The sequence below is a fragment of the Saccharothrix texasensis genome (genome assembly GCF_003752005.1).
GTDB lineage: Bacteria > Actinomycetota > Actinomycetes > Mycobacteriales > Pseudonocardiaceae > Actinosynnema > Actinosynnema texasense.
The window spans coordinates 7,131,614-7,157,506 of record NZ_RJKM01000001.1 but is presented as its reverse complement, the minus strand read 5'-3'; the positions used below and the strand labels follow the sequence as shown (position 1 = coordinate 7,157,506).

Genomic DNA, 25,893 nt, shown 5'->3' with positions numbered 1-25,893 from the left:
GCCGTTACCGTCGGTCGCGACCTGGCGGGAGGGCACATGGACGCGCGACGGTTCGGCCGCACCGCCCGTCTCGTCGCGCTGGCCGCGGTCGGCGGGGTGACGTGCCTCGTGCTCGTCCCCGTCGCGATCAACGCCGCCACCGGCGGGTCGGCGCTGCCGGTGCTCGGTCCGCACGCGCGCTGGCTGTGGCCGGCGCTGGTCGTGCTGTCCGCGCTCACCGCGTGCCTGGCGGCCTGGGACCGATTGAGCGCGTTGCTCGTGCGACGGCGTCCCGCGCACCCCGCCAACCGCCGGGCGGCGTTGGAGCGGGTGGAGCGGTTCGTGCGGGCGCGGGTGGACGGCTCGCTGGCCGAGCAGCTGCGGCTCAAGCTCGGCGTCGTGCCCAGGGTCGGCCCGCGCCTGCCGACGCGCGTGCGGCACCCGGTGGTCGTGACCGGCGAGGCGGGGGCGGGCAAGACGACGTTGCTGCTGGAGCTGGCCGAGGCGCTGCTGGCGCGGGCCGCGCTGGACCCGGTCCGGCCGATCCCGGTGGTGGTGGACCTCGGCGGGTGGCGGCGGGACGACGACTTCGGCGCGTGGCTGCTGCGCGTGCTCGCCGACCGGTACCGGATCGCACCCCGGGTCGGGCGGGCGTGGCTGCGGGAGCACAACCTCGTGCTGCTGTTCGACGGGCTGGACGGGCTGGCGCCCGCCGACCGGGTCGAGTGCCTGGCCTGGATCACCGCGCTGAACGTGCCTCAGGTCGTGCTGTGCACCGCGAACGAGGAGCACGAGCACCTGCCGCGGTTCGACGTCGTGCGGGTGGAACCGCTGTCGCGTCCCGTGGTGCAGGAGCTGATCGCCGCGTGCGGACCGCGCCTGGACGGCCTGCGCGACGAGCTGGAGAAGAACCCGGACCTGTGGGACGAGCTGCGCACGCCGCTCGCGTTCGGCCTGCTGGCGTTGGCGTACCGGGCCGGGCGGGCGGAGTTCCGGGGCGTGCTGGACACCTACGTGGTGGAGTCGGCGGCCCGGGGTGCGGCGCGTCCGGAGCGGACGGTGCGCGCGTTGCGGTTCCTGGCCCGCATCGCCCGGCGCAAGCGCGACCTGCTGGCCCGGTCCCGGCTGCCCGCGCGGCACGTGTGGCTGGACTTCGTCGGCCCGGAAGCGGTGTGGCGGTTGTTCCGGCGGGCCGCGCCGGGCGCGTTGGCGGGCGCGGCGACGGCGTTGTGCTTCGTGGTGGGCGTGCGGCTCGGCCTGGTGCCGGCCGCGGTCGTCGCCGCGGCCACGGTCCTGCTGCCGCGCAGCGCGTTCCGGGTGACGCGCGGTGATCCGCGCCGGGGGAACGTCTGGGCGGCAACGGGTTTCGTCGCCGGCGCGGCGGTGACCGGCGGCGCGGCGCTCCTCGGCGGGGTGCTCGGCGCGCAGGTCGCGCGGTGGCCGGCGGCGGCCGGGTACGGGACGGTCGTCGTGGTCGCGCTGCTCCTCGCCTACGGCAACACGCGTGACCGGTACTGGGCGGTGGCGTGCGCGCTCGTGCCCGCCGGCGTGATGGTGGTGACGGGGCCGTCGGCGGAGCTGCTGGCCGGGTTGGGCATCGGGCTCGGCGCGGGCGCGGTGGCGGGCGCGTTCGTCGGCGGCCTGCGCGAGGTGTGGTCGGGGGTGCGGGTCCGGCCGCCCGGCGGGCTGCGCTGGCTGCCCGCGGCGGGCGCGGCCGGGGCCGGCCTGGCGGCGCTCGTGGGCGCCGACGCCGGCCTGTCCGCGACGGGCGCGGTCACCGGCCTGCTGGTCGGGCTGGTCGTCACGCCGATCGCGGACCGGCCGTTCCACCCGGTCGCCGAACTGCTCGCCCGGCCGCTCGCGCTCGACGAGTTCCCGTTGCGCCGCAAGGCGATCCTGCAGTCCGCGCGGGACCGGGTGCTGCTGGTGGACGAGCACCGGTTCCCGCACGACCTGGTCCGCGACCACCTCGCCGAGTGCGACCCGGCCGAGCTGGCGGCGAGCGTCGAGCGCAGGCGCGCCGAGCTCAGCCCCAGCGGGTCCGGCCCCACGGCTTGAACACCGACAGCGCGGTGTTGACCGCGTAGAGCACCGACGACACGCACGCCGCCGCCAGCACGTCGCCGCCCGCCGTGCCGACGACGCCGTCCGCCGCCTCGTGCAGGCCCGAGCGCAGCGAGAACGTCGTGGCGACCACGGCGACGACGGTCAGCACGAACTTCACCAGCACCCACCGGTGCTTCACCAGGCCCCACCTCGTGCCCAGCGACAGCACCACGCCGGTGACCAGCGCGCTCAACGCCAGCGGCAGCACGACGAGGTCGCCGAGCAGTTCCATCGCCTGGTAGAGCTGCGGTGCGTCGAACGCCGCGACCGCGAGCACGAGCATCCCGATCGTCACGCCGAGCCAGCCGACGGACGAGACGACGTGCAGCAGCAGCCAGGTCTTGCGCACCTTCGGTGTCAGACCGTTCCCGGCCCGGGCGGTCGTCGCGGCGGTTCCCATGGCGCACAGCGTGGCGCGCCGCGCGCCGTCACCGCGTCGGCCCGGTGGCGGCTCCCCCGCCTACGCCTGCCGACGTACCCAGTGCGCCGGGCGGGTCACGGACTTCGGCAGCTTCGTCGCCCCGTCGCCCCCGGCGGCGTCCACCTGGGCCTGGGTGAGGAAGAAACCGCCGGTCAGGTTCGCGCCGGACAGGTCGGCGCCGCGCAGGTCCGCGCCGATGAAGTCGACCAGCCGCAGGTCCGCGTTGGTCAGCTTGGCGCCGATGAGGTACGCGCCGCGCAGGGTGGACGCGCGGAGGTTGGCGCCCGTCAGGTCCTTGCCGATCAGGTCCGCGCCCCGGCGGTTCCTGCCCTTGCCCCTGGTCAGCTCGCTGGCGCGCAGCAGCAGGGCGTTCGCGCGCTCCCAGTGCGGTCCGACGTCGAGTCCGAGCAGCTCTTCGGGCGTGCCGGTGGTGAAGCCCTCGATGGTCTTCTTCAGCTCGCGCGCGGCGGGGTGCAGCGCGCGGGCCGGTTCCAGCTCCAGCGCCTCGGTCAGGTACCAGAGCAGTTCGTGCAGCTGCCGCACGACCGGGAACACGTCGAACATGGTCTGCGCCGACGCCGGGTCGTCACGCCAGCTCGTGCCGCCGAACGTCACCTGCGCCACCTGCTGGCCCGCGCCGAAGCAGTCGTACACCGTGCAGCCGGTGAACCCCGTGGACCGCAGCCGGGTGTGGATGCCGCAGCGGAAGTCGTCGCGCAGGTTCGGGCACGGCGTGCGGGCGGGCTTGTCGATCGCGAAGTCGACCGACTTGGCGAACGCCGGCACCACGCAGCACAGGGCGAAGCAGCGCGTGCAGTCGGCGCGGAGGTCGTTCATGCGCTCAACGTGTCCAGGATCTGTTGGCCGTACTTGGCGAGCTTGTTCTCGCCGACGCCGCTGATCGCGCTCAGCTCGTCCAACGTGGCCGGTGTGGACGAGGCGATCTGCCGCAGCGTGGCGTCGTTGAAGATGATGTACGGCGGGACGCCCTGCTCCCTCGCCTGCGTCGTCCGCCACGCGCGCAGCTTCTCGAACACCGGCGTCGCCTCGGCCGACAGCTCCACCTGCGCGGCCGCTCCCTTGGCCGCCTTGGCGGTCTTGACCTTCGGCGCGCGCTCGGCCTCGCGCCGCATCGGCACCTTGCGGCCCTGGAAGAGCACCTCGTCACCGGCGGGCGTGACGACGAGCGTGGAGTACTCGCCCTCGACCGCGATCAGGCCCTGCGCCAGCAGTTGGCGGACCACGCCGCGCCAGCCGCTCTCGTTCAGCTCCGTGCCGATGCCGAAGACCTTCAGCTGGTCGTGGTCGTGCTGGATGACCTTCGCGGTCTTGCGGCCGAGCAGGATGTCGATCGTCTGGCCCGCCCCGAACTTCTGCCGCCGTTCGTTGCGCAGGCGCACCACGGTGGACAGCACCTTCTGCGCGGCCACCGTGCCGTCCCAGGTCTCCGGCGGCGCGAGGCAGGTGTCGCAGTTGCCGCACGGCGCGGCGGACTGGCCGAAGTACTCCAGCAGCCGCACGCGGCGGCACTCGACCGTCTCGCACAGCGCGAGCATCGCGTCGAGGTGGGCCATGAGCTTGCGGCGGTGCTGCTGGTCGCCCTCGGAGTCGTCGATCATCTTGCGCTGCTGGACGACGTCCTGCAGGCCGTAGGCCAGCCACGCGGTGGACGGCAGCCCGTCGCGGCCCGCGCGGCCCGTCTCCTGGTAGTAGCCCTCGACGGACTTCGGCAGGTCCAGGTGGGCGACGAACCGGACGTCCGGCTTGTCGATGCCCATGCCGAACGCGATGGTGGCGACCATCACCAGGCCGTCCTCGCGCAGGAAGCGGGACTGGTTGCGCGCGCGGGTGCCCGCGTCGAGGCCCGCGTGGTAGGGCAGCGCCGCGATGCCGTTCTGGGTGAGGAACTCGGCGGTCTTCTCCACCGAGTTGCGCGAGAGGCAGTAGACGATGCCCGCGTCGCCGTCGTGCTCGGTGCGCAGCAGCTCCAGCAGCTGCTTCTTCGGCTCGTTCTTGGGCACGATCCGGTACTGGATGTTCGGGCGGTCGAAGCTGGCGACGAAGTGCTTCGCGGCGCCGAGGTTGAGGCGTTCGGCGATCTCGGCGTGCGTGGCCCGCGTGGCGGTCGCCGTGAGCGCGATGCGCGGCACCTCCGGCCACCGCTCGTGCAGGTGCGACAGCGCCAGGTACTCGGGCCGGAAGTCGTGGCCCCACTGGGAGACGCAGTGCGCCTCGTCGATGGCGAACAGGGCGATCCTGCCGCGCTCCAGCAGGCGGGTGGTCTGCTCGGTGCGCAGGCGCTCGGGGGCGAGGTAGAGCAGGTCCAGCTCGCCGGCCAGGAACTCGGCCTCGACCAGCGCCCGCTCGTCGGGGAACTGGGTCGAGTTGAGGAATCCGGCGCGCACGCCGAGGTCGCGCAGCGCGTCCACCTGGTCCTGCATCAACGCGATGAGCGGCGACACCACCACCCCGGTGCCCTCGCGCACCAGGGAGGGGATCTGGTAGCACAACGACTTGCCGCCGCCGGTGGGCATGAGCACCAACGCGTCCCCGCCGGAGACGACGTGGTCGACGATGTCCTGCTGCTCCCCGCGGAAGGACTCGTACCCGAAGACCCTTCGCAGCACCTCTTGCGAAGCCATCGCGCGATCCTAACGGACCCCTCCGACACCCCGTCCGCTCCGACCCCCGAACACGGCTTGGCGGTCGGCCGAGGTGCGATCCGCCGAGCACGATCAGGAAGCCCACCTGGCCACCGTCCGCGGCCATCCGGCCTGCTTACGGGCGTCCGCTGCCCGGTTGGCAGGCGTGATCTGACCGACTGGCGGCCTCCATCGCTTCGGTACGTCATCTCCGTGAAGAAGGTCGGCGCGAAGGCGCGTCGGCTCCGCTGCGAGGAGCGAGCCGGCCGCCGAGTCACACGAGCGGGTGGACCGCGATTTCCATTCACCTTCGACGACGGTTTCCGGGAGCACCCCGCCCTATGCGCGACAAGGCCGGGGCCAACGGAGTCGTATCGGTCGGAGTCGACGCGAGCGCCACCGAGGATGAATCTCCGACTGAACAGGCAGCTCGTGGTTCGTCAACGAAGTGGGCCGTGCATTGTAATGGATCGTGTTTCACCGCGTTACTCGCGTCAGCGGTACCTCATCTTGGTAACGTCGGCTAACGAAAAGCCCACCGTCGGGTATATCGGGTACAGCGCGGCCTGTCGAACCGGCGAGCCGATGCACCTGATCGGAGTAGGGGTGGAGCCTGTGACCGAGTGGAGCCTGACCGTACCGACCGAGGGAAGCATCGAGCTACCACCCGATCCTCGGGCGATGGACGCCATCGGTCGCAACCACTCGCTGCCGACGGCTCTCGCCGACCTCGTCGACAACTCGATCGACGCGGGCGCGACACGTGTGCTCGTGCGCATCGTCAAGGTAGGCGAACGACTGACTTCGCTCTACGTGGTCGACAACGGGAACGGCATGTCACCGGACGCGATCGACGCCGCGATGACCGTGGGCGGCCGACGTGAGTACGGCGACGGCGACCTCGGCCACTTCGGGCTGGGCCTCAAAGCCGCGTCGTTCAGCCAGGCCAGGAAACTGACGGTGATGTCGCGGGCCGCAGGCCACGAAGCGGTCGGACGACGTTGGCGCTTGGCAGCCGACGGCGGCCGCGACTTCGCCTGCGACGTGGTTCCCCGACAGTTCGCCGAGTCCGAGTTGGATCGGGACTGGGACGTCGAGCTCGACGGCAGCGGGACGGTGATCCGCTGGGACGACGTGGTCGCTTTCCCCGCCACCGACGACCCGCGCCGGATCGACGAGTTCATCGATCACATGATCACCAACGCCTGCCAGCACATCGGCATGGTCTTCCACCGATTCCTCGAACAAGATCGGCTGAGCGTCGACTTCGACGTGCACGAGGTCGACACCGGGTTCGTGGGACCACCGATTCCGGTGACGCCACTGAACCCGTTCGGGTACGCGCGATCCGGACGGCCGGACTTCCCGCAGACCTTGACCGCCGAGGACGGCGACCTGAAATTGACCTTCCGCTGCCACCTGTGGCCCGGCCAGTCGGGAAATCCGTCGTTCCAGTTGACGGGGAACCCTGTCAGCCACCAAGGGCTCTACTTCTACCGACGGGACCGCCTCTTGCAGGCCGGCGGCTGGGAGGGGGTGCACGCGCCTAATCCGAAGCTCCGGTTGGCTCGCGTCGAAGTGGACGTCGACAATGACATCATCGGCTTGTTCCGGATGAATCCGGAGAAGTCGCGGGTGAACGTGGGACCGGAGTTCGCCCGGTTGGCGGCCTCCGCCAGGTCGGCCGACGGGCTCAGCCTCGACAAGTACTTCGACCTGGCCGAGGCGGTGTACACCGAGTCGAGGAAGCGTTCGACCAAGCGGACGCCCATGGTGTACCCGGGCGCAGGCCTGCCACCCCGTGTGCGTGACACGATCAAGCGCGAGATACCGGAGAAGTCCGGCGAGGAACCCATCGACATCCGCTGGGACACGTTCACGGACGACCTGCTGTTCCACGTCGACCGGGACCGGCGCACGCTGTGGCTCAACAAGCGTTACCGCAGGATGCTGCTCGGCGGCAAGCACGGCGGCCTGAACGACCTCCCGCTGTTGAAGTCCTTGCTCTACCTGTTGGTCTCCAACGTGTTCGAGGGCAGTCACCTGGGACCGAAGGACAAGGACAACATCGCGCTGTGGCAGACGATCCTGACCGCCGCGGCACGGGCCGAACGCCAATGACAGCGGACGCGCCGATCGACAAGCGTCACGTCTCCGCCGAGAACTTCGACCGCATGCTGGACAGCGGAGTGCCCGTCACCCTCTCGGTCGCCGGGACACCGAACACGTTCGTCTTCATCGAGCCGCGCGTGCCGGAGCTGGGTCTGCGGGTGGAGGTCACCGACAAACAAGACGCTCCCCACACCAAACTGCACAACATCTTCGCCCGGATCGCGTTGCGTGACGGAAAGCGCTTCTTCGAGGTCGTCGTCACCGCTCGGGAGCTGTTCCACGACGCCTACCCGATCCTTTGCTCGGTGGCCGACCGGGTCCAGCTCGGCGGCTTGTCGCCCGCTCGCGCGCTGCACGCGACCCTGGACCGGATGTCCTCGTTGTTGCGGACGCCCGACGCCCTGTCCCGAGAACGCGAGATCGGCCTGTTCGGGGAACTGCTCGTCCTCGGCGGCCTGATCGACCGGCTCGGTGCCGCGAAGGCGGTCGAGTCCTGGCGCGGGACCTTGTCGGAGGAGCACGACTTCGGACTGCCCGACCTCGACGTCGAGGTCAAGACGACGACCTCCGAGTCGAGGACGCACTGGATCGAGTCGTTGACCCAACTGGTACCCAAGGTGGGACGCCCGCTCTGGCTGGTCTCGCACCAGCTCACCTCGGCCGGCGCGGGTACCGGGTCGAGCCTCCCTGGCCTCGTCGAGCGCGTCTCCGCACGGCTCGGCCCGGGCGGCCACCAGGACCTCTTCGAAGACGCGCTCGCGCACTCCGGCTGGCGGGACGACCACCGGGAACGGCTGACCACGCGCTGGACTCGAAGGTCCGCCAGTCGCGGTTACCACGTCACCGGCCTGTTCCCGCGCCTCACCCCGGCGGACCTGCGGGACCGCGGTGTCGTCATCGACCGCATCCCGACGATCCGCTACCGGATCGACCTTGACGGTTTCGCGGACCAGCACGACACGCCGGACATCGTCCGCGCGGCCTGCGACTTCAAAGGATGGACATGATCAACCCATTCGTCCGGGCCTACTCCAGCGCGCTGCGTGCCATGGAGGACGACACCCCGCGAGCCCTGGTCAAGCGCGCCGAGTTGGAGGCAGAAGACCTCGAACCCGGCCTCGACGTGTCGGAGGCACGGCTGCGGGAGCACCTCGCGGAGGCCGACCCCAACGACAAGCTGCGCCTCGACCTGCACATGAACCTCGCCAAGTGGGACAACGCCCCGGTCGAGGGCAACCCGTGGACCACCGGCACCGAGCCGAACACCGAGGAGCGTCGAGCGCGGGTGATCGAAGCGCTCCGGCTCGACGCGGAGACCGCCACCGAGATCGCCCGGCACTTCCCCCTCGCCAAGGGCGACGGCACCACGGTCATCGCCGGGCCGTGGGTTCCGTGGTACACCGACGAAGTCAAGAAGACGCGGGACTTCTACTGGGGTCATTACGCCGATTACCTGCACAAACAGCGTCGTTGGGATGCCGACGCGATCGTCAGCCTGGACACGGCGACCACACGGGTCGTCGAGCGCCTGATCGATCCGTCCCGAGCTGAAGCGGGACAGACCAAGGGCCTCGTGGTCGGGTACGTGCAGAGCGGCAAGACGGCCAACTTCACCGGTGTGATCGCCAAAGCCATCGACGCCGGCTACCGCCTCGTCATCGTGATGACCGGCACCACCAACATCCTGCGTGAACAGACCCAGCGCCGGGTTGACATGGAGCTGGTCGGCCGGGAGAACATCCTGCGCGGCAGCGACGAGAACGACCCGGACGCGGCCCAGTTCATCGACTACCTGGACGACGAGGACTGGGTCGCCGACCGCTTCGTACGACACGGCGCGTGGCCGTCGCAGATCGGCAGGCCTGACATCCACCGGATGACGAACCGCCGGTTCGACTACCGACGCCTCCAACAGGGACGATCCGCACTGGAGTTCGAGCGGCGGGACCGCACCAAGCCCTTGTGGCACCCGGACAACCTGTTCACCAGCGACGCCCGGCTGATCATCGTCAAGAAGAACGCCAAGGTTCTCAACAACCTCGTCAAGGACCTGAAGAACACCGCGGACCGGCTGGAGAACATCCCCGCGCTGATCATCGACGACGAGTCCGACCAGGCGTCCGTCAACACGACCGATCCGCGGAAGTGGGACGAGGACAAGAAGGACCGGACCGCGATCAACAAGCACCTGTCCGACCTGCTCGCGCTGCTGCCGCGCGCCCAGTACATCGGTTACACGGCCACCCCGTTCGCGAACGTCTTCGTCGATCCGACGGACGCTGAGGACATCTTCCCCAAGGACTACCTCATCTCCTTGGAACGACCGCTCGGCTACATGGGCGCGGAGGATTTCCACGACCTCGACCTCGACCCCGACATCGAGCGGGACTTCCGCAACTCGAAGGAGACGGCGCACCTCCGACTGCTGGACGACCGCGAGGACGAGGACGACGCCGACCTCCAAGTGGCCCTCGACTCGTTCGTCCTCACCGCAGCCCTCAAGCTGTACAGGGAGACCCAGGGCGTCGGTCCGTTCAAGCACCACACGATGCTGGTGCACGAAACTATGCGAAAAGCCGGGCAGCGGTCGCGCGCGGAGACCATCCAGGAACTCTGGCGGGGTGCGGGTTACCTGAGCGGACGTGCCCACAGCCGGCTCCGCGCCCTGTTCGAGGACGACTTCGCACCGGTGGCGGAGGCGCTCGGCCTGGAGCACCCCATGCCTTCGAAGTTCGGCGACTTGACCCGGTTCCTGGGCGAGGCCGCCCGCAGGATCGCACCCAACGGCAACCCGGTGCTGGTCGTGAACAGCGACAAGGACATCGAGCAGGAGGACTTGGACTTCGACAAGAGGTCCGTGTGGCGGGTGCTCGTCGGCGGGAACAAGCTCGCCCGCGGCTTCACCGTCGAAGGCCTCACCATCACCTATTACTCCCGCAGGGTCGGACATGCCGAGGCCTTGATGCAGATGGGTCGGTGGTTCGGTTTCCGCAAGGGGTATCGCGACTTGGTCCGGCTGTTCATCACCCCCGGCGTCCGGGACGCGTTCGAAGCCGCTTGCCGGGACGAGGAGCACTTCCGGGAGGAGCTGCGCCAATACGCCGTCATGGTGGACGGGCACCCGCTGTTCACTCCCGAGGACATCCCCCCGCTGGTCGCCCGGCACGGACTTCGCCCGACTGCCGCGAACAAGATGTACAACGCCAAGCTGGTGGAGCGGCGCACGCCCACGAAGGAGCCGAGCTCGGGTTATCCGCTGCTCACCGATCAAGCCGCCCTCGACCACAACATCGATGCCTTCGTTCCCCTGCTCAAGGCCTCGCGGCGTTTCATCTCCCTCACGGATGGCCGTCGGTCCTTCGACGCACTCCTCGGTGAGGTGTCCCACGAGGACATGGTGTCCGTTCTCAGTGGCCTGAAGTGGGCGACGGCCGACACGTTCACCGCCGATCTCGCGTGGATGGCCAGCCTGCCCAAGGAGGTCGTCGACCGCTGGGACGTCATGTTCCCCCAGCAGAAGACCGGGAAGCGGGTCAACCTCCGCGGCATCGGTGAGTTCACCGTCCACGGCCGGACCACCGCCACCGGCAGGGACGACAGCATCCGGGGCAACTCCGAGTCGGCGCACCGCGCCGCCATCGACTCCATTCCGGGCAGGACGTCGACTTCGGGTTGCGCGATCGTCTACCCGGTGATGAAGAAGAAGGAGCTCAAGCTTGACATCGCGACGGATGGCCGTCCGACCAGACTGGTCATGGCACTGAGGCTCCAACTGCCGGACGGCGCGCTCCCGCCTGATCGCAAACCGCTGGTGTACCAGGTGGCCGTTCCGGAGAAGCCTCCCTACGCGCTCGTCGACGCATGAGCGATTTCCCGCTTTCCGCGAGGCGGACAACCCGCCTGCCTCGCGGTGGCGAGGGCCCGCGACGCGGTAGGCTCCCGCGCATGTCGGCTGAACCGGATCTGCCGGGACGCACGTCGGTGGAGCTGTTCGCGGGCGGCGGGGGCCTGGCCATGGCCGTGCACCGCTCGGGTTTCCGACCGTTGCTGCTCAACGAGTTCGTCAGGTACGCGTGCGACACCCTCGAGGCCAACGTGGCCGCCCCGCGAGGCGAAGAAGAGCACATTCCCGAGCCCGGAGAGCGGGTCCCGCTGGTGCGCGGCGACGTGCGCGACCTCAAGATGGGCTACCTCGAAGGTGCGGTCGACCTGCTCGCGGGCGGCCCCCCGTGCCAGCCCTTCAGCCTGGGCGGCGTCGCGAAGGGCGACGAGGACAAGCGGAACATGTTCCCCGAGATGTTCCGCGCGATCCGGGAGATCAGGCCCAAGGCGTTCATCTGCGAGAACGTCCGCGGTCTGCTCAGGCCGTCCTTCAAGCCTTACTTCGAGTACATCACCCGCGAGTTGGAGTTCCCCTTCGAGGAACGTGACCCGGAGGCCAGCTGGCTCCAGCACGACGCCATCCTGAAGCTGAAGGAGAAGCGCGGCGACGTCAAGTCCACCGAGCGGTACCACGTCTTCACGTTCCCCGTGAACGCCGCCGACTACGGTGTGCCGCAGATCCGGAACCGCATCATCATCGTTGGTTTCCGAGGCGATCTGGACATCGACGCGGAATTGCTGCGACGGGCCGTCAGCCCTACTCATTCCGAACGAGAACTCGTCCGGTCGATGCGGTCGGGTGAGTACTGGGAACGCCACAAGGGCATCGACCGACGTGCCGACGTGCCCGAACACGTGAAGCGGTACATCATGGGTGATCAGGAAACCCTGCTGCCGTTCGAGGAGGTCTCGGACGGGATGAAGCCCTGGCGGACTCTCAGAGACGCGCTGGCCGGTGACTCGGAGACCGAGCCGCTCCCCGATGTCCCCTGGAACCGACTGGACCGACGGCAGTACGACGACATGCCCAAGGAGCACATCGGCTGGCCGGACGCGGGCATCTATCCCGGGCACACGCCGAACTACCTCGATCGTCCCGCGAAGACGGTCAAGGCGGGCGTCCACGGTGTCCCTGGTGGCGAGTCGGTGATGCTGACCGACACTCTGATCGGGACCGATGCCGCCGCTCCACCCGTCAAGGAACCGATCGCCTACCCCTACCACCACCGCTACATGACGGTTCGCGAGACCGCCCGGGTGATGACCTTCCCGGACGACTGGGAGCTGCGCGGTCCTCGGGGCGAGCAGATGAAACAACTCGGCAACGCCGTCCCGGTCTTGTTGGGTGAGGTGTTCGCGAAGGCGGTCTCGACAGTGCTCGACGACGCCGAGAAACGATCGTGAGCCGTCAGCCGACGAGAGCTTGGAAACCCAGGGCAGGCCGGGCGAGAGCCTTGGCCGACGCCGAGCAGGACAAGGCGGCGGGCGGCGCGCATCGACGTGTCGTGGACCTGGGCGCCGGACGAACGGCCAAGGGAACCGTCGTGCTGAAGTTCACCGAGGGATCGGGGACCATCCGCGCGTACCTGCGGTGGCGGGACCACGACCGCACGGTTTCGAGGTCACTGGGTGCGGTCGAGCACGGCACGCGGTCGGCGAACCTCTCCGAAGGGTGGGAGAGGGCCCGCGCGTTGTGTCTGGTGCGGGACGAGGCACTCCCGGAGGAATCGTGGGCGTCGTCCCGTGAGGTGCGCGCCTCGATGAGGGGCAACCGGGGCCGCGACACCACTCCCGAACTACGACTGCGCGCCGCGCTCCACGCCCACGGCCTCCGGTACCGGGTGTCGGTGCGACCGCTGCCGGAACTGCGACGGACCGCCGACATCGTGTTCCCCAAGGAGCGCCTCGCGGTGTTCGTGGACGGCTGCTTCTGGCACGGCTGTCCGGAACACCACCGCCCGGCGAAGAAGAACTCCGAGTTCTGGGGAACGAAGATCGTCGACAACAAGAGGCGGGACGCCGAGACCAACCAGATCCTGACCGAGCGGGGATGGACGGTGATCCGGTGCTGGGAGCACGAGGACACGGACGCCGTCGTGGACAAGGTCGTCACCGCGCTGGGTCGTTCCGCAGCGCTGAAGTGAGGGGGACGCATGCCGGAGATCGCGGTACCGAAGGAGATCAAGGATTCCGTCATCCGCGAGCTCTACCGCCAAGTAGGAGCGCTGGATTGGGAGGGGGTTTCCTCCCGCGAGCGGACCGCCTACTACACCCGATGGGTCGAGGACGAGGCGATCGGCGGGGAGCTGGCGGACTACTACACCGCAGAAGGCATGCGCGTCTGGCTCAAGGACGGCCCGTTGAAGGAGTACGCCCGGGCCTTGGAGAACTTCGGCTCCTACGCCTCGTACGCAACGAAGAGGCTGTCACCGCCCGACGAGTTCGTCGCAGAGCTGCTCGGTGACGAGTGGAAGATCAAGGATGGCACGATCAAAGAGAAGCCGATGCACTGCTTGGTCACCGACCGGGAACAGGAGCGCTACGTCTGCTGGGGCCGGCCGCGCACCTTCAGGGATCTGCTGTGGGCCGCCGTCAGCAACGCGGTGACGGCACGGTCCAAGCCCCTCATCGTGGTGTACGTGACCGACGACCGGGAGGTCGAGGGACGGCAGAAGCGGCAGCACGAGCTGATCGCGCAGCACTGCTCGTTGGACCTCGCCTACGTGCGTCGCCGCCTCGAAGCCCTGCCGCAGGCCTGACCGATCCAATCAGGCCCGAGAATTGTTCCACCCTGTGGGCATCGAGATGGCAGGCCCGCGTGCCTTGGACCGTGCATGATGGGTGTATGGGGGAACTTTCCGGGGACGAGGCGAAGGCGCTCGCCGGCAGCCTGAGGCGACTCATGCAGGTCGCCGCGAACCTCGTCGAGCAGGACGGCGGGGGCCGGGCGTTGCTCGCGCGCGTGCGCGACCACCTGGGGTGCGAGCTGCCGCAGGCATTGTCGGTCGCCACGAAGTTCGAGGTGTGGGAGCACGTCAACCTGCAGCGCGGCATCGACGCCTACCTCGCGGAGCACACGCCGGACGCCGAGTGGTTCGGGGTCGGCGGCCAGCACCGCGGGCACGAGGACGTCATGGGGATGCTCCTCTCCGCCCGGCAGGGCGTGGGGTACGAGCTCACGGCGGCCGACTACGCGACGGCGGCGGTGGGGCCCGAGGACAGCGTCGAGGTCGTGCAGCTCGGCCTGGTGCCGACGACCGCGCCTGACGGCACGCCCGTGCTGGTCGGCATCCGCGGGTCCAACGACTTCGGGCCGCCGGCTTGCCGGTTGGAGGTGCTCGCGGCCGACCGGGCGGCGGCGCGGGCGGTCGGCGGGGAGATCGAGCGGTTGATGCGGGAGCACGACGTGTTCCGGCGGCAGGTGCTGGCGTTCGGGGTGAGCGAGCACCGGGGCAACGAGCTGCTGACCTTCCTCCCCCGGCCGGCGCTGGACGCGGACGACGTGGTGCTGCCGGACGGTGTGCTGGACTCGATCGAGGAGCACGTCGTCGGCATCGCCGAGCACTCCGAGCGGCTGCTCGCGGCGGGCCAGCACCTCAAGCGCGGCCTGCTGCTGCACGGGCCGCCCGGCACGGGCAAGACGCACACCGTCCGCTACCTGATGAGCCGGTTGTCCGGCTGCACGGTCATCCTCCTGACCGGCCAGGCGATGCGGCTGATCGGGCAGGCGGCGGCGCTGGCGCGGCGGTTGCAGCCGTCGATGGTCGTGGTGGAGGACGTCGACCTGGTGGCCATGGACCGCGGTTACGCGGCCGGGCCCACGAACCCGCTGCTGTTCACGCTGCTCGACGCGATGGACGGGGTCGGCGCGGACGCGGACGTCACGTTCGTGCTCACCACGAACCGGGCCGACGAGCTGGAACGCGCGCTGGCCGACCGGCCGGGACGCGTCGACCTGGCCGTCGAGGTGCCGCGGCCGGACGCCGCCGGACGCCGCCGGCTCATCGAGCTGTACGGGCGCGGCGTCGACCTGCGGGCCGACCTGGACCCGGTGGTCGAGGCGACGGAGGGTGTCACGGCGTCGTTCATCAAGGAGCTGCTGCGGCGGGCCGTGCTGGGCGCGGTGCGGGCGGACGGCGGAGGCGGCGGCGTGCCGGTGGTGGGCGACGAGCTCGCCGACGTGGCGCGGGCCATGGCCGACGAGCGCGCCTCCCTCACCGGCATCCTGCTCGGCGGTGCGGAGAGCACGGCGGGCACGGCGGGCACGGCGGGCACGGCCGGCATGACCGGGCCCGGTCCGGCGCGACCGGGCCTGGCGCCGCCGCAGGGATTCGCGGTGAGGGCCACCAAGCGGTACTGAGGGCCGAACCCGCGAGCCGGAAAGCGCCGTTCCCCCGCGCGCCCGGTCGTGCCATGGTGGTCGGTGCCAGAATTGGTCTGGACCTTCACCGGAGAGGGGCTCGGGACGATGCGCGGCACCACCGTGTTGCCGGGAACGCCCAGCCGGACGCCGCGCGACGGCGAGCTGCCCATGCACCGGCTCGAGGTGCCGGCGCCCGACGCGCCGCCGTTCGCGGTCGGCACGTTCGACACCATCGGGCCGATGTCACGCGCGTCGTTCCCGCACCGGCACACGTTCCACGAGATCGTGCACGTCACCGGCGGCACCGGCACGCACGTGGTCGACCTCGCCCGCTGGGAGCTGCGCCCGCCGCACCTGTGCGTGATCGCGCCAGGCCAGGTGCACCACTGGGACGGCGCACGCGACCTGCAGGGCTCGGTGCTGCTGTTCACCGACGACTTCCTGCTCGACCACCCCGCCGACCGCGAGCTGCTGCGCCGGTTGAGCGAACGGCCCTGGCTGACGCTGGACGAGCCGACGCACGCCCGGATCGGCGGGCTGATCGCCGAGCTGCACGAGGAGCACCGGCGCGGCGAGGCGGGCGTGGAGACCGTGCTGCGGGCGTTGCTGCACGTGCTCGTCGTGCGCGCGGCCCGGCTGACCGCGACACCGGCCGCACCGCCGCCCGCCCGGTCCGGCGCGGTGGCGGAGGAGTTCGTGCGGCTGGCCGGCCGCACGGACCACCGGCTGTGGTCCGTGCGGGCCTACGCGGAGCGGATCGGCGTCACCCCCGGCTACCTCACCGAGGCGGTGAAGGCGGCGACCGGGCGGACACCGTCGCAGCTGGTCCGCCAGGCGCGCACGCAGGAGGCGCAACGGCTGCTGGCCAAGACGGAGCTGACCGTGCGGCAGGTGGCGAACCGGGTCGGCTTCGACGACGCCGCCTACTTCTGCCGCTTCTTCCGCCGGGAGACGGGCGCGAGCCCCGGCGCGTTCCGCCGCGCGGCCGGCCGTTCACAGTGAGCGGGACGGGCAACGGAGACCGCGAGGATCACCACGAACGACGGCGTCAGTCCATCGTCCGCGGGTGATCCGCGTCCGTAGGTTCGGTGCGTCCCCGAATCCGACGCCCCACCAGGAGCCGGCCCAAAGGAGAAGGACATGGACGCACCCACGGACGGCGACCGAGGCACGACCGGTGACGGGCCCGGCCCGCGCCACCTCAGCCGCAAGACGGTGCTGCGCGCCGCGGTGGCCGCGGGCGTCGCGCTGCCGGTGGCGATGATGGGCGTGCCCGCCCTGGCCCGCACGATCGGCGCGAAGGGCGAGCCGCTGGAGCTGACGCCGGCGTGCGACGACGGCGACGACCCGACACCGCCGCAGACCGAGGGCCCGTACTTCAAGCCGAACTCGCCGCACCGCACGTCGCTGGTCGACGCGGGCACGCCCGGCACCAGGCTCACCGTCACCGGCTACGTGTTCGGGTTGGCGTGCCTGCCGCTGGGCAACGTGCTGATGGACTTCTGGCAGGCCGACGTCAACGGCGTGTACGACAACACCGGCTACCGCTTTCGCGGCCACCAGTTCACCAACCCGGACGGCACGTTCACGCTGAGCACGATCGTGCCCGGCCTCTACCCCGGTCGGACCAGGCACATCCACGTGAAGCTGCAGGCGCCCGGCCGGCCGGTGCTCACCACCCAGCTGTACTTCCCGGGTGAGCCGCGCAACAACACCGACAGCATCTTCGACCCGCGGCTGCTGATGGAAGTGCGCGACGTCGGCGGCGGCCGGGAGGCGAAGTTCGACTTCGTGCTGAACGTGCCGCAGAGCTCCACCACGCGGCCGACCTCGACCACGAGCACGACGCCGTCGTCGCCGGGTGGCGGCACGTGGGCGGCGGGCACGAACTACGCGCTCGGCGCGAGGGTCACCCACAACGGCGTCGGGTACGTGTGCTTGCAGGGGCACCTGGCCCAGCCGGGCTGGGAACCGCCGAACGTGCCCGCGCTGTGGCGCGCGGAGTGACCGCGGCGTGATGCGCGCGACGGGACTCCCCGGTGCTCGGGTGGCACCGGGGAGTCCCGTCGCGCGCGAAGTCCTGCCGGGCTCGCGCCCGGGTCCACCCGGTGCGCGGCCCTCGGGGCCGTCACGGGCGGGGCGCCTGGGTCAGGCGGTGCCGCCGGTGCTCTGCGGCGGCACGTCGGCCGGCTCGCGGAACAGGTCGGTGTAGGCCCGCTGCTCGTCGCGGCGGGGGCCGCTCGTGTCCTCGGGCCGGTCCGTGTCCGGGTGGCTGAACAGGTCGTGGTACGTGGATGACATGTGTTTCCGACTTTCTCCGCGTCCGGTGCGTGCTCACGGTCGGCGATGCCGGTCCGGAGATCCCCGCACGGCGCGAGGGTGTTCGGGGTTCAGAAGATAAGGAACGCCCCGATGGGCTCTACGGTACACGTCGTGGTGCCGTGACCGCCACAGCGTTATGGTGGGCGTGTCGGGCACGACCCGCGGGAGGGCGTCGGGCCGGGACGGACCCTGCCGACGCCGCCGCCCCCGACCAGCCGACGATCTGTCCACAATGCACCGCCGCGCGCCCGCGCGACGGACTGTCCACTTCGGACAGGAGTGGCGTTGCCCTACCCCGAACGGGTGATCGGCGCGCACGGCCGGCGGGCGCGTCGTCCGCGCTCGACCCGGGCGCGCCGCCCGACGTGCCGCGCCGGCGGCCAGAGCCGGCTCGACGTGTACCTTCGGGGGTAGGCGGGAACCGTTCGAGCATCAGTCACACGAGTTGCCGGTGTCCCCACCCATCTCGCACCGCCCGGAGATCGACGTGCTCCGCGGGTGCGGACAGGACAGATCCGATGAACCAGGTCATGCCGACCATCGAGTCGACCGACGCCGCCGGGACCACCGCCGCCGAGAACCCCCGGTGCGCCGCGTGCCCGCACCCGTGGGCGACCCACGACCGGATCGCGATGCGGTTCTGCACCGCGACCACCAGCGGGGGTCACCACCGGGGTTGCGTCTGCGGCTCCTGAGTCACCAGGCGTCGCGGCTGCGGTAGGCGGGCGCCGGCTCCTCGTCCTCCACCGGCGCGACCCGCCGGATCACGCGGGGCGGCACGGCGGCGGAGACCTCCTGCGGCGGCTCGTCGCCGAACACCAGCCGGTCCTCGGCGAGCACCCGGTCCAGCAGCGTCGTGTCGCCCAGCGCGGCGCGGACCACCTCGGCCTGCTTGCGGGCCGCGTCCGCGCGGGCCAGCGCGATCACGCGCAGCGTGGCGGACGACAGCGCCGCCGGGTCCGTCGTGCGCACGGCCGGGCCGAACGCGATCGACTTGACCGCGCCGTCCGCGCCCGCGACCGCGGTCACCACGCCGTCGCCGGACGTCGCCGTGCCGACCACGTCCCGCAGCCCCTCGACCATGCGTCGAAACGACTCCGCGCGCAGCCGGTTGTCGGCCGCGGCGGTGTCGATGGCCTCGATGCGCCGCAGCAGGATGTCGGCGGGTTCCGTCACCGGGATGCCCCTTCGTCCGGTCGGACGGTCTTCAGGAACGCCTGGAAGTCGTCGACCAGGTCCTCGAACTGCGCCGGCGTCGCGCTGAGCACGATCTCCAGCACCGCGCGCCTGTGCTCGTCGCGCACGTCCGCCATCGCCAGGAACACCTGCAGCTGCACCAGCTCCACCGGACGTCCGCCGACGGGCGCGGTCAGCCGCAGCACCTGCGTGTAGGCGGACTCCAGCTCGTTGCGCCGCCCCACCTCCACCGCGCCGACGTCGCGCCGCAGCCGGGCCGCGGCCTGCTCGGCGAGGTGCGCCAGCGTCGCGTCGTCGGCCCGCACCTCGCCGCTGATGGTGATGTTCGCGGTGAAGCCCGCGGCGGAAGCGGGGTGCAGCGCGACGAACGCCGCCTGCGGCGCGCCGACCTCGTCGGGCGGCGCCGAGAGCCACCCGTCGGGCAGCGAGAACTCGATCGGCGCCGGAAGGGTGGTGGCCATGCCTGGTGTCCTCCTGGGGTAGCTCATCGGCCGAACAGGCGGCCGATCGCGCGGCCGGCGTGCTCCACGCCGCGGCCCACGTCCTCGGCGATCTCGCCCACGTCGTCCGCGACGTCGACCACCGTCTCCACGACCTCGACCGGGTCGACGCTGACGTCGAAGCCGACCTTGCCACCCACGCCGAACGCGAGCCCCACCGACCCGCCGACGTGGAACTTGCCGTCCTCGCCCATGCCGAACTGGCCGCTCGCGTGCCCGCCGATGCCGGCCCACGCCTCGCCGTTCACGCCCGCGCCGATGCCCGCGACCTCGGCGCCCGCCTCGCCGGACACCTTCGCGCCCGCGAACGCCTCCGCGTCGCCCTTCGCGCCGAGCACCCCGATCGAGCCCTTGACCTCGCCGCCGACGCCGATCGTGCCCTCGGCGCTGCCCGAGACGCTCGCGTGCTGCCCGAGCTTCACCTCGCCGTCGGCGTACCCACTGGCCAGGTAGGCCCCGGCGTGCGCGCCGACCGACACGCCGGCGTAGCTCGCGGTGGCGGTGTACCCGGCGTCCGCGCCGAGCACCGAGCCGCCGATCCGGCCTTTGCCGGACAGCGGGCCGGCGTCGAAGTCGCCGTCCTTCTCGCCGTGCGCGACGTCGACGTGCCCGTCGTCGCCCCACTCGCGCTCGTGCAGGTCGATGCCGATCTTCTCGGCGATCTCGCCGAGCGCGTCGGTGAGCAGGCGCTTGGACTCGCTGCCGGACTTGCTCTCGTACGAGCGCCCGTCCACGCCGTACTGCCAGCCGCCGGTGTCCTCGCCCTCCTCGTCGGTCTCGCGGTGCGCCGCGCCGTAGGTCTCCTTGCCGAACGACTTCTTGTAGCCGCCCTCGCCGTCGGACTCCCAGCCGAGCGCCTTCGCGACCACGTCGCCGATGCCGGACAGGCCCTTGCGGGCGTCGTCGAGCACCTTCTGGGCCTGGGCCGTGCCCGCCTGGCCGGGGTCCTGAAAGGGCGCGGTCGGCGCGCCGGAGAGCGCCATCGCGGCGTGCTCGGCGGCGGCCAGCCTGGTCGCCGCCCGCGCCGCCAGGTACAGCTCGACGGCCCGCTGCGCCTCGCGCTGGCTCTCGACCAGCGCGTCGCCGTAGTCGGCCAGCAGCTGCCCGCCGCCGCCGAGGTCCGCGCCGGCCCGCAGCCACCGGGGTGGTTCGGCCCGCAACGCCGACCGGAACGCGCCGCTCGCGCCGCCGCTCCAGCCGCCGGGGTCGATCCGGCCGAGCTCCTCGCCGACCGCCACGACCACCCGCAAGGTCCCCACGAGCTGCCGCAGGTCGCCGCTGATCAGCTCGGCCTCACCGGGGACGAGCGCCTTGGGGTCGTTCGTCTCGCCGAGTCGGGCCGCCATCAGGACACCGGCCCGTGCGGGTCGAGCCGGCCGAAGATGTCCGCGCGTGCGCTGTCGACGTCCACATAGGACGATGCCGCCGCGCGCAGCCCGACGGCGTGCTCGTCGGCCTGCTGCCGCAGCCGTTCCACGGAGGCGCGCATCTCCTCGATGAACAGCTCCCACGCGCCGGCCACCCCGTCGTGCCCGTACTCGCCGCTCGGACCGCACCAGGCGATGCCCGCGGTCCTGTCGCCGACGTCGCCGATCTGCCCGGCCGCCCGCCGCAACTCCTCGGGCGCCGCACCGAACCCACTCATGTCCGTCCCACCAGTCCACTCGACACCACGCCGTCAGACGGCGCGGGAGCGTCGGCCGTTCCCGCGGCTACACGTATATCGGCCGGAGCAGCGGTCGCGCAGACGTTCGGCCGAATCGGGTCAGGGAGTCCGCCGCAGCGCGGCGGCCGTCGCCGCCATGAGCGACCGGGTGCGGGCGACGGCCGTCGGCGGCAGCGACTCGACGACGTCGGCCAACGACTCCGCGTCGAGCGCGCGTCGCCACGCGTCGTGCGCGCCGGCCATCTTCGCGGCGAGCACGCACGTGTTGCGGCAGTCCTCGGCGGGCAACGCGCCCCGCCCCCGCTGCCGGATCTCCTGGCACTCGTACGGCGAGGAGGCGCCGTCGACGGCCTCCACCACGTGCAGCAGCGTGATCTCCGAGGCGGGCCGGGCGAGCCGGAAGCCGCCGCGCGGGCCGGTCGTCGCGGTCAGCACACCCGCCTTGACCAGGCCCTGCAACTGCTTGGCGAGGTAGGGCGCGGGCAGGTCGTAGTACGCCGCGAGCTGGGCCGCGGACGCGGTGGCGCCCGGTTCGAGCTGCGCCAGGGTCGTGGCGCAGTGCAGGACCCACTCCGTGCTCACAGGCAGCTTCACCCGGCCAGTCTATCCAAGACATTGCGGATCTGTTTAGTCCGAGATAGGTTCGGGGCACAGCACCGAAGCGGAAGGATCGTCATGCGGATCGCAGTCGCCGGCGCGACCGGCAACATCGGCTCCCTCACCGTCGCCACGCTCGAACGCGCCGGGCACGAGGTCGTGCGCGTCAGCCGGTCGCACGGCGTGGACCTGTCGACCGGGGACGGGCTCGACGCGGCGCTGGCCGGCGTCGACGCGGTGGTGGACGCGGTCAACGTGCCCTCGGCGGACCGGGCCGAGACCGTGCGCCTGTTCGCCGCGATGACCGCGAACCTGCTGGCGGCCGAGGCGCGGGCCGGCGTCCGGCACCACGTGCTGCTGTCGATCGTCGGCATCGCGGACATCGAGGGCAACGTGCACTACGCGGGCAAGCGCGAGCAGGAACGGCTGGTCGCCGCGAGCCCCGTGCCGTGGACGATCGTGCCGGCCACGCAGTTCCACGACTTCGCCGAGATGGTCGCGGGCTGGGCCGAGCGGGACGGCGTCGCCACCATCGCGCCGCTGCTCGTGCAGCCGATCGCGCCGCAGGACGTGGCCGACGTCCTCGCCGAGGTCGCCGTCGGCGAGCCGCAGGGGCGCTACCCGGACGTCGCCGGCCCCGAGACGCAGGACCTGGTGGACATGGCGCGGCGCACGCACCTGGCGCGTGGCCGGGACGTGCGCCTGGTGCCGACGTGGTCGGGCGTGTTCGGCCCGGAGATGGCCGGGAACGCGCTGCTGCCGGGCGAGCGCGTCCGCATCGCCCCGACCACGTTCGACGAGTGGCTCGCGAAGTCGGTGTGACCCCCGGGCGGGTCCGGCGCCGGTGTGCGACGCCGGACCCGTCGCGGTCAGCGGCCCGCGTCGACCAGTTCCCCGCGGTCCTCCTCCAGCGCGGCGCCCTCCACGTCGAGGGTCGGCAGGCGGCGCAGCCACTTCGGCAGCCACCAGGCCTTCTCGCCCAGCAGGGCCAGCGCGGCGGGCACCAGGACCATCCGGACCACGAACGCGTCGAACAGGATGCCGATGGCCAGGGCGAACGCGATGGACTTCATCGGGCCCTCGCCCGCCGGCACGAAGCCCGCGAACACCGAGAACATGATCAGCGCGGCGGCCACGACCACGGGCGCGGCCTGGCGGAAGCCGGTGTGGATCGCGGCGAGCGGCGGCTTGCCGTGGTGGTGCGCCTCGTGCATCCGGGACACCAGGAAGATCTGGTAGTCCATCGCCAGGCCGAACAGGATGCCGACCATCAGGATCGGGGTGAGGCTGAGCAGCGGACCGGTGCCGTCGAGGTTGACCGCGTCGGCCAGCCAGCCCCACTGGAACACCGCGACCGTCGCGCCGAGCGAGGCGCCGATGGTGAGCAGGAAGCCCAGCACACCCACCAGCGGCACCAGGATCGACCGGAACACGAGCACCAGCAGCACCAGCGCGAGGCCGACGACCAGCGCCAGGTAGATCGGCATGGCCTCGTCCAGGGCGACGGCCACGTCCACGCTCACCGCGGTGGCGCCGGTGACGTAGGTGGTCGCGCCGTCCACGTCGGCCAGCCGTTCACGCAGGTCGGTGACCAGCTGCTCGGTGGCCTGCGTGGCCGGGCCGGACTGCGGGATCACGGTGAGCATCGCGGCCGTGCCGTCGGCGTTGGGCACCGGCGGCGTGACCAGCGCGATGTCGCCCGCGCCCTGGATCGTCTCGACGGTGGAGGCCGCCGTGGCGGCGGCGTCGTCGCCTTCGAACAGCACGACCAGCGGACCGTTGAAGCCCTCGCCGAAGCCGTCGGCGAGCAGCCGTTCCGCGCGGGCCTGGCTCGAGTCGGCGGGCGGGGCCGCGACCAGGGTCGTCTCCATCGACAGCACGGGCACGGCGATCGCGCCCAGGCCCAGGACGGCCAGCAGCAGCGCCACGACCCGGTTGCGGGTGACCGCGCCGATCCAGCCGCCGAAGAAACCGCCCTCACGGGGCTCGGCGCCGACGACGTCGCCGGCGGGTGCGTCGCGCTCCTTGCGCGGCAGCACGCGGCGGCCGAGGTAGCCGAGCACGGCGGGCACCAGGGTGACCGCGACGAGGACCGCGACCACGATGGTCAACGCGGCGGCGACGCCCATCTGGGTCAGGAACGGGATGCCGACCACGGCCAGGCCCGCCAGCGCGATGACCACGGTCAGGCCGGCGGTCACGACGGCGGAGCCCGCGGTGCCGACGGCCGTGCCGATCGCGTCGCCCACGTCCCGGCCCCGGCGCAGCTCCTGCCGGTAGCGGTTGATGATGAACAGGGCGTAGTCGATGCCGACCGCCAGGCCGAGCATCGCGGCCAGGATCGGGGTGGTGGACTGCAGGTCCATGAAGCCGGTGGCGATGGTGACGCCCAGCGCGCCGATGCCGACGCCGACGGAGGCGGTCAGCAGGTTCATGCCCGCCAGCACGAGCGAACCGTAGGTGACGGCCAGCACCAGCAGCGCGATGACCACGCCGATGACCTCGGCGGGACCGCCGACGTGCGGCGGCGCCTGCGTCGCCTCGCCGGTGGCCTCCACGGTCAGCCCGCTCACGTGCCGCGTGGCGTCGAAGAGGGCGGTGCGCTGCGCCTCGGTGACCTCGCCGACCGCGGCCTCGTAGGTGACCGTGCTGTAGGCGACGTCCTGGTCCGCGTTCACGGTGGGCGCACGCGGGTCGAGCGGGTTGGTCGCGGACGTCACACCGGGCAGCGTGGACAGCTCCTGCACGAGCCCGGCGAGCTTCGCGGCGTTCTCGGGCGAGGTGACCTGCTGCCCGTCCGGCGCCTGCACGACCACCCGCGCGGTCGCGCCGCCGCCCGCGCCGAACTCGTCGGAGATCTTGTCCAGGGCGGTGGTCGACTCCTGGCCGGGGATGGAGAAGGAGCCGGAGGTCGGGCCGGACAGGGTGACCGCGCCGAACGCCGTGCCGCCGAGCACGAGCAGCCACAGCAGGACGACGACCAGGCGGCGCCGGTGCGCGCCGAAGCCGAGTCGGTAGAGCAGACGTGCCATGGGAGTCAGGCCTCCGGGTGGGATGGGTCGCGGTGCCCGAGCGCGTCGAGGCAGGTGGCGATGATGTGCGGCCGCCAGGCGGTCTTCTCGCCCGTGTGGTTGGCGGCCAGGCTGAGCACGGCCAGCGCGCTGAGCACGCCGATCGCCCGGACCAGCCGTTCGGTGTCGGCGGTGTCCGGTTCGACGCCGAACACCGCGAGCACGTGCTGGGACAGGGCGTCCAAGCGGTGCGCGTCCAGGTCTTCGGCGCCGAGGCGGCTGATCGCACGGGTCTCCAGCGCGACCAGGCCGGGGCGGTCCAGGGCGAAGTCGACCAGCAGCTCCACGGCCCGCCGGTCGCGCGCCGGGCCCGGGGGCACCCGCCCGACCTGCTCGAACAGCTCGCGGCTGTGCGTGCGGCCGACGTCACGCGCGGCCTCGAACAGCGCTTCCTTGCTCGGGTAGTGGTGCAGCAGGCCCGCCTTCGACAACCCGACCGCGTCGGCCAGGTCCTTCAGCGACGTGTGGTCGAACCCGTGCTGGGCGAACAGCCCGGCCACGCGGTCGAGCAACTGGTCCTCGGTCAGCGCGCGTGCCATACCTCCACGGTACGCAGCGACCTACCGATCCGGTCGGTAAGCCGACCGATCCGGTAGGTGGGTTCCGTCACGTCCAGCACCCGGTGGCCGAACCCCGATCTCGTCGATCGGCCTCCCCGATCCGTTGGGGCAACCTGACGTGCACGCGCACCGGGGGCAGAGGGGGCAGCCGTGAGCATGGCCGACGAGTCGGGGAAGCTCCAGCAGTTGCACGGGTCGGGCGCCTTGTCCGACGCCGCTTCGCCGCGGCGAAGCGGCGCGTCCCGGAGCAGGCGCCACCACCGCCCGCGCCACCGGGGATGACGGCCCGGGACCAGTCGATCGGTCGCGCCGCCAACCGCTACGTCAGCTTCCAGGTGGTGGCCGGGGTCGTCGGGCTGATCGTGTTCCTGATCCTGCTGTTCGCCTTCTTCGTCCCGACCATGAGCAGCGTCCAGGACCGGATCCCCCCGGAACCCCCCGGCTTCCACGAGCCGCGGACCGCCTTCCCCTGACC

Annotated in this window: 24 protein-coding genes; 13 read left to right on the top strand and 11 right to left on the bottom strand. The window is 71.5% G+C overall.

Features of this window, described 5'->3' with window-relative positions:
* Nucleotides 1–36: 36 nt before the first annotated feature.
* Nucleotides 37–2,037 (top strand): NACHT domain-containing protein, encoded by a 2,001-nt coding sequence (locus tag EDD40_RS32070; protein WP_123746245.1) that lies wholly within the window; start codon nt 37–39, stop codon nt 2,035–2,037.
* Here the strand turns inward: EDD40_RS32070 and EDD40_RS32065 are convergent.
* From EDD40_RS32065 to recQ, 3 genes are read right to left on the bottom strand one after another with little or no spacing between them, the layout of a single operon-like run.
* Nucleotides 2,006–2,485, bottom strand: coding sequence for a DUF2269 domain-containing protein (locus EDD40_RS32065; RefSeq protein WP_123746244.1), 480 nt, complete (start codon nt 2,483–2,485; stop codon nt 2,006–2,008). The genes EDD40_RS32070 and EDD40_RS32065 overlap by 32 nt on opposite strands.
* Nucleotides 2,486–2,545: 60 nt before the next feature.
* A complete protein-coding gene (locus EDD40_RS32060; RefSeq protein WP_123746243.1) occupies nt 2,546–3,343 on the bottom strand; it encodes a pentapeptide repeat-containing protein in 798 nt (265 codons plus the stop codon).
* Nucleotides 3,340–5,148: a DNA helicase RecQ gene (recQ, locus tag EDD40_RS32055; protein WP_123746242.1), complete on the bottom strand. Its 1,809-nt coding sequence runs from the start codon at nt 5,146–5,148 to the stop codon at nt 3,340–3,342. The genes EDD40_RS32060 and recQ overlap by 4 nt, the downstream gene beginning before the upstream one ends.
* Nucleotides 5,149–5,658: 510 nt before the next feature.
* On the opposite strand from recQ, the gene EDD40_RS32050 reads away from it, so the two are divergent.
* The 9 genes from EDD40_RS32050 (at nt 5,659) to EDD40_RS32010 (ending at nt 17,512) form a co-directional block, all read left to right on the top strand.
* The gene (locus tag EDD40_RS32050; RefSeq protein WP_211348273.1) at nt 5,659–7,269 is read left to right on the top strand and encodes an ATP-binding protein; all 1,611 of its coding nucleotides are present in this window, start codon (nt 5,659–5,661) and stop codon (nt 7,267–7,269) included.
* On the top strand, nt 7,266–8,267 hold the full coding sequence (locus EDD40_RS32045; protein ID WP_123746240.1) for a PD-(D/E)XK motif protein: 1,002 nt from the start codon (nt 7,266–7,268) through the stop codon (nt 8,265–8,267). Before EDD40_RS32050 ends, EDD40_RS32045 begins: the two co-directional genes overlap by 4 nt.
* On the top strand, nt 8,264–11,125 hold the full coding sequence (locus EDD40_RS32040; protein ID WP_123746239.1) for a Z1 domain-containing protein: 2,862 nt from the start codon (nt 8,264–8,266) through the stop codon (nt 11,123–11,125). Before EDD40_RS32045 ends, EDD40_RS32040 begins: the two co-directional genes overlap by 4 nt.
* A gap of 80 nt (nt 11,126–11,205) precedes the next feature.
* Nucleotides 11,206–12,546 (top strand): DNA cytosine methyltransferase, encoded by a 1,341-nt coding sequence (locus tag EDD40_RS32035; protein ID WP_123746238.1) that lies wholly within the window; start codon nt 11,206–11,208, stop codon nt 12,544–12,546.
* Between the two features lie 50 nt (nt 12,547–12,596).
* The gene (locus EDD40_RS43830) at nt 12,597–13,286 is read left to right on the top strand and encodes a very short patch repair endonuclease (RefSeq protein WP_246037961.1); all 690 of its coding nucleotides are present in this window, start codon (nt 12,597–12,599) and stop codon (nt 13,284–13,286) included.
* 9 nt (nt 13,287–13,295) lie between these two features.
* Nucleotides 13,296–13,901, top strand: a complete 606-nt coding sequence (locus EDD40_RS32025; protein WP_123746237.1) for a hypothetical protein — start codon at nt 13,296–13,298, stop codon at nt 13,899–13,901.
* 86 nt (nt 13,902–13,987) lie between these two features.
* Nucleotides 13,988–15,502: an AAA family ATPase gene (locus EDD40_RS32020; protein WP_123746236.1), complete on the top strand. Its 1,515-nt coding sequence runs from the start codon at nt 13,988–13,990 to the stop codon at nt 15,500–15,502.
* Between the two features lie 63 nt (nt 15,503–15,565).
* Complete coding sequence (locus EDD40_RS32015) at nt 15,566–16,507, top strand: AraC family transcriptional regulator (RefSeq protein ID WP_246037960.1); 942 nt, start codon at nt 15,566–15,568, stop codon at nt 16,505–16,507.
* A gap of 138 nt (nt 16,508–16,645) precedes the next feature.
* The gene (locus EDD40_RS32010) at nt 16,646–17,512 is read left to right on the top strand and encodes a dioxygenase family protein (RefSeq protein ID WP_123746235.1); all 867 of its coding nucleotides are present in this window, start codon (nt 16,646–16,648) and stop codon (nt 17,510–17,512) included.
* 141 nt (nt 17,513–17,653) lie between these two features.
* Here the strand turns inward: EDD40_RS32010 and EDD40_RS42025 are convergent, their stop codons facing one another.
* Nucleotides 17,654–17,806 carry a hypothetical protein gene (locus EDD40_RS42025; protein ID WP_170185263.1) on the bottom strand — a complete coding sequence of 51 codons (153 nt, stop codon included), beginning with the start codon at nt 17,804–17,806 and terminating at the stop codon, nt 17,654–17,656.
* A 539-nt stretch (nt 17,807–18,345) separates the two neighbouring features.
* Here EDD40_RS42025 and EDD40_RS42020 point away from each other — a divergent pair.
* A complete protein-coding gene (locus EDD40_RS42020) occupies nt 18,346–18,522 on the top strand; it encodes an RGCVC family protein (RefSeq protein ID WP_170184870.1) in 177 nt (58 codons plus the stop codon).
* 1 nt (nt 18,523) lies between these two features.
* On the opposite strand, the gene EDD40_RS32005 is transcribed toward EDD40_RS42020, so the two are convergent.
* From EDD40_RS32005 to EDD40_RS31985, 5 genes are all read right to left on the bottom strand, one after another.
* Complete coding sequence (locus EDD40_RS32005; RefSeq protein ID WP_123746234.1) at nt 18,524–19,003, bottom strand: YbaB/EbfC family nucleoid-associated protein; 480 nt, start codon at nt 19,001–19,003, stop codon at nt 18,524–18,526.
* The gene (locus EDD40_RS32000; RefSeq protein ID WP_123746233.1) at nt 19,000–19,485 is read right to left on the bottom strand and encodes a hypothetical protein; all 486 of its coding nucleotides are present in this window, start codon (nt 19,483–19,485) and stop codon (nt 19,000–19,002) included. The genes EDD40_RS32005 and EDD40_RS32000 overlap by 4 nt, the downstream gene beginning before the upstream one ends.
* Nucleotides 19,486–19,508: 23 nt before the next feature.
* Nucleotides 19,509–20,870, bottom strand: a complete 1,362-nt coding sequence (locus EDD40_RS42015; protein WP_170185262.1) for a putative T7SS-secreted protein — start codon at nt 20,868–20,870, stop codon at nt 19,509–19,511.
* Nucleotides 20,870–21,169: a WXG100 family type VII secretion target gene (locus EDD40_RS31990; RefSeq protein WP_123746232.1), complete on the bottom strand. Its 300-nt coding sequence runs from the start codon at nt 21,167–21,169 to the stop codon at nt 20,870–20,872. Before EDD40_RS31990 ends, EDD40_RS42015 begins: the two co-directional genes overlap by 1 nt.
* Before the next feature lie 120 nt (nt 21,170–21,289).
* On the bottom strand, nt 21,290–21,784 hold the full coding sequence (locus EDD40_RS31985) for an RrF2 family transcriptional regulator (RefSeq protein ID WP_123746231.1): 495 nt from the start codon (nt 21,782–21,784) through the stop codon (nt 21,290–21,292).
* 81 nt (nt 21,785–21,865) lie between these two features.
* Here EDD40_RS31985 and EDD40_RS31980 point away from each other — a divergent pair, with 81 nt between their 5' ends.
* Nucleotides 21,866–22,609 (top strand): SDR family oxidoreductase, encoded by a 744-nt coding sequence (locus EDD40_RS31980; RefSeq protein ID WP_123746230.1) that lies wholly within the window; start codon nt 21,866–21,868, stop codon nt 22,607–22,609.
* A 47-nt stretch (nt 22,610–22,656) separates the two neighbouring features.
* Here the strand turns inward: EDD40_RS31980 and EDD40_RS31975 are convergent, their stop codons facing one another.
* The gene (locus tag EDD40_RS31975; protein ID WP_123746229.1) at nt 22,657–24,819 is read right to left on the bottom strand and encodes an MMPL family transporter; all 2,163 of its coding nucleotides are present in this window, start codon (nt 24,817–24,819) and stop codon (nt 22,657–22,659) included.
* A gap of 5 nt (nt 24,820–24,824) precedes the next feature.
* Nucleotides 24,825–25,397: a TetR/AcrR family transcriptional regulator gene (locus EDD40_RS31970; protein ID WP_123746228.1), complete on the bottom strand. Its 573-nt coding sequence runs from the start codon at nt 25,395–25,397 to the stop codon at nt 24,825–24,827.
* Between the two features lie 299 nt (nt 25,398–25,696).
* Here EDD40_RS31970 and EDD40_RS31965 point away from each other — a divergent pair, with 299 nt between their 5' ends.
* Nucleotides 25,697–25,891 (top strand): hypothetical protein, encoded by a 195-nt coding sequence (locus tag EDD40_RS31965; protein WP_123746227.1) that lies wholly within the window; start codon nt 25,697–25,699, stop codon nt 25,889–25,891.
* Nucleotides 25,892–25,893 lie beyond the last annotated feature (2 nt).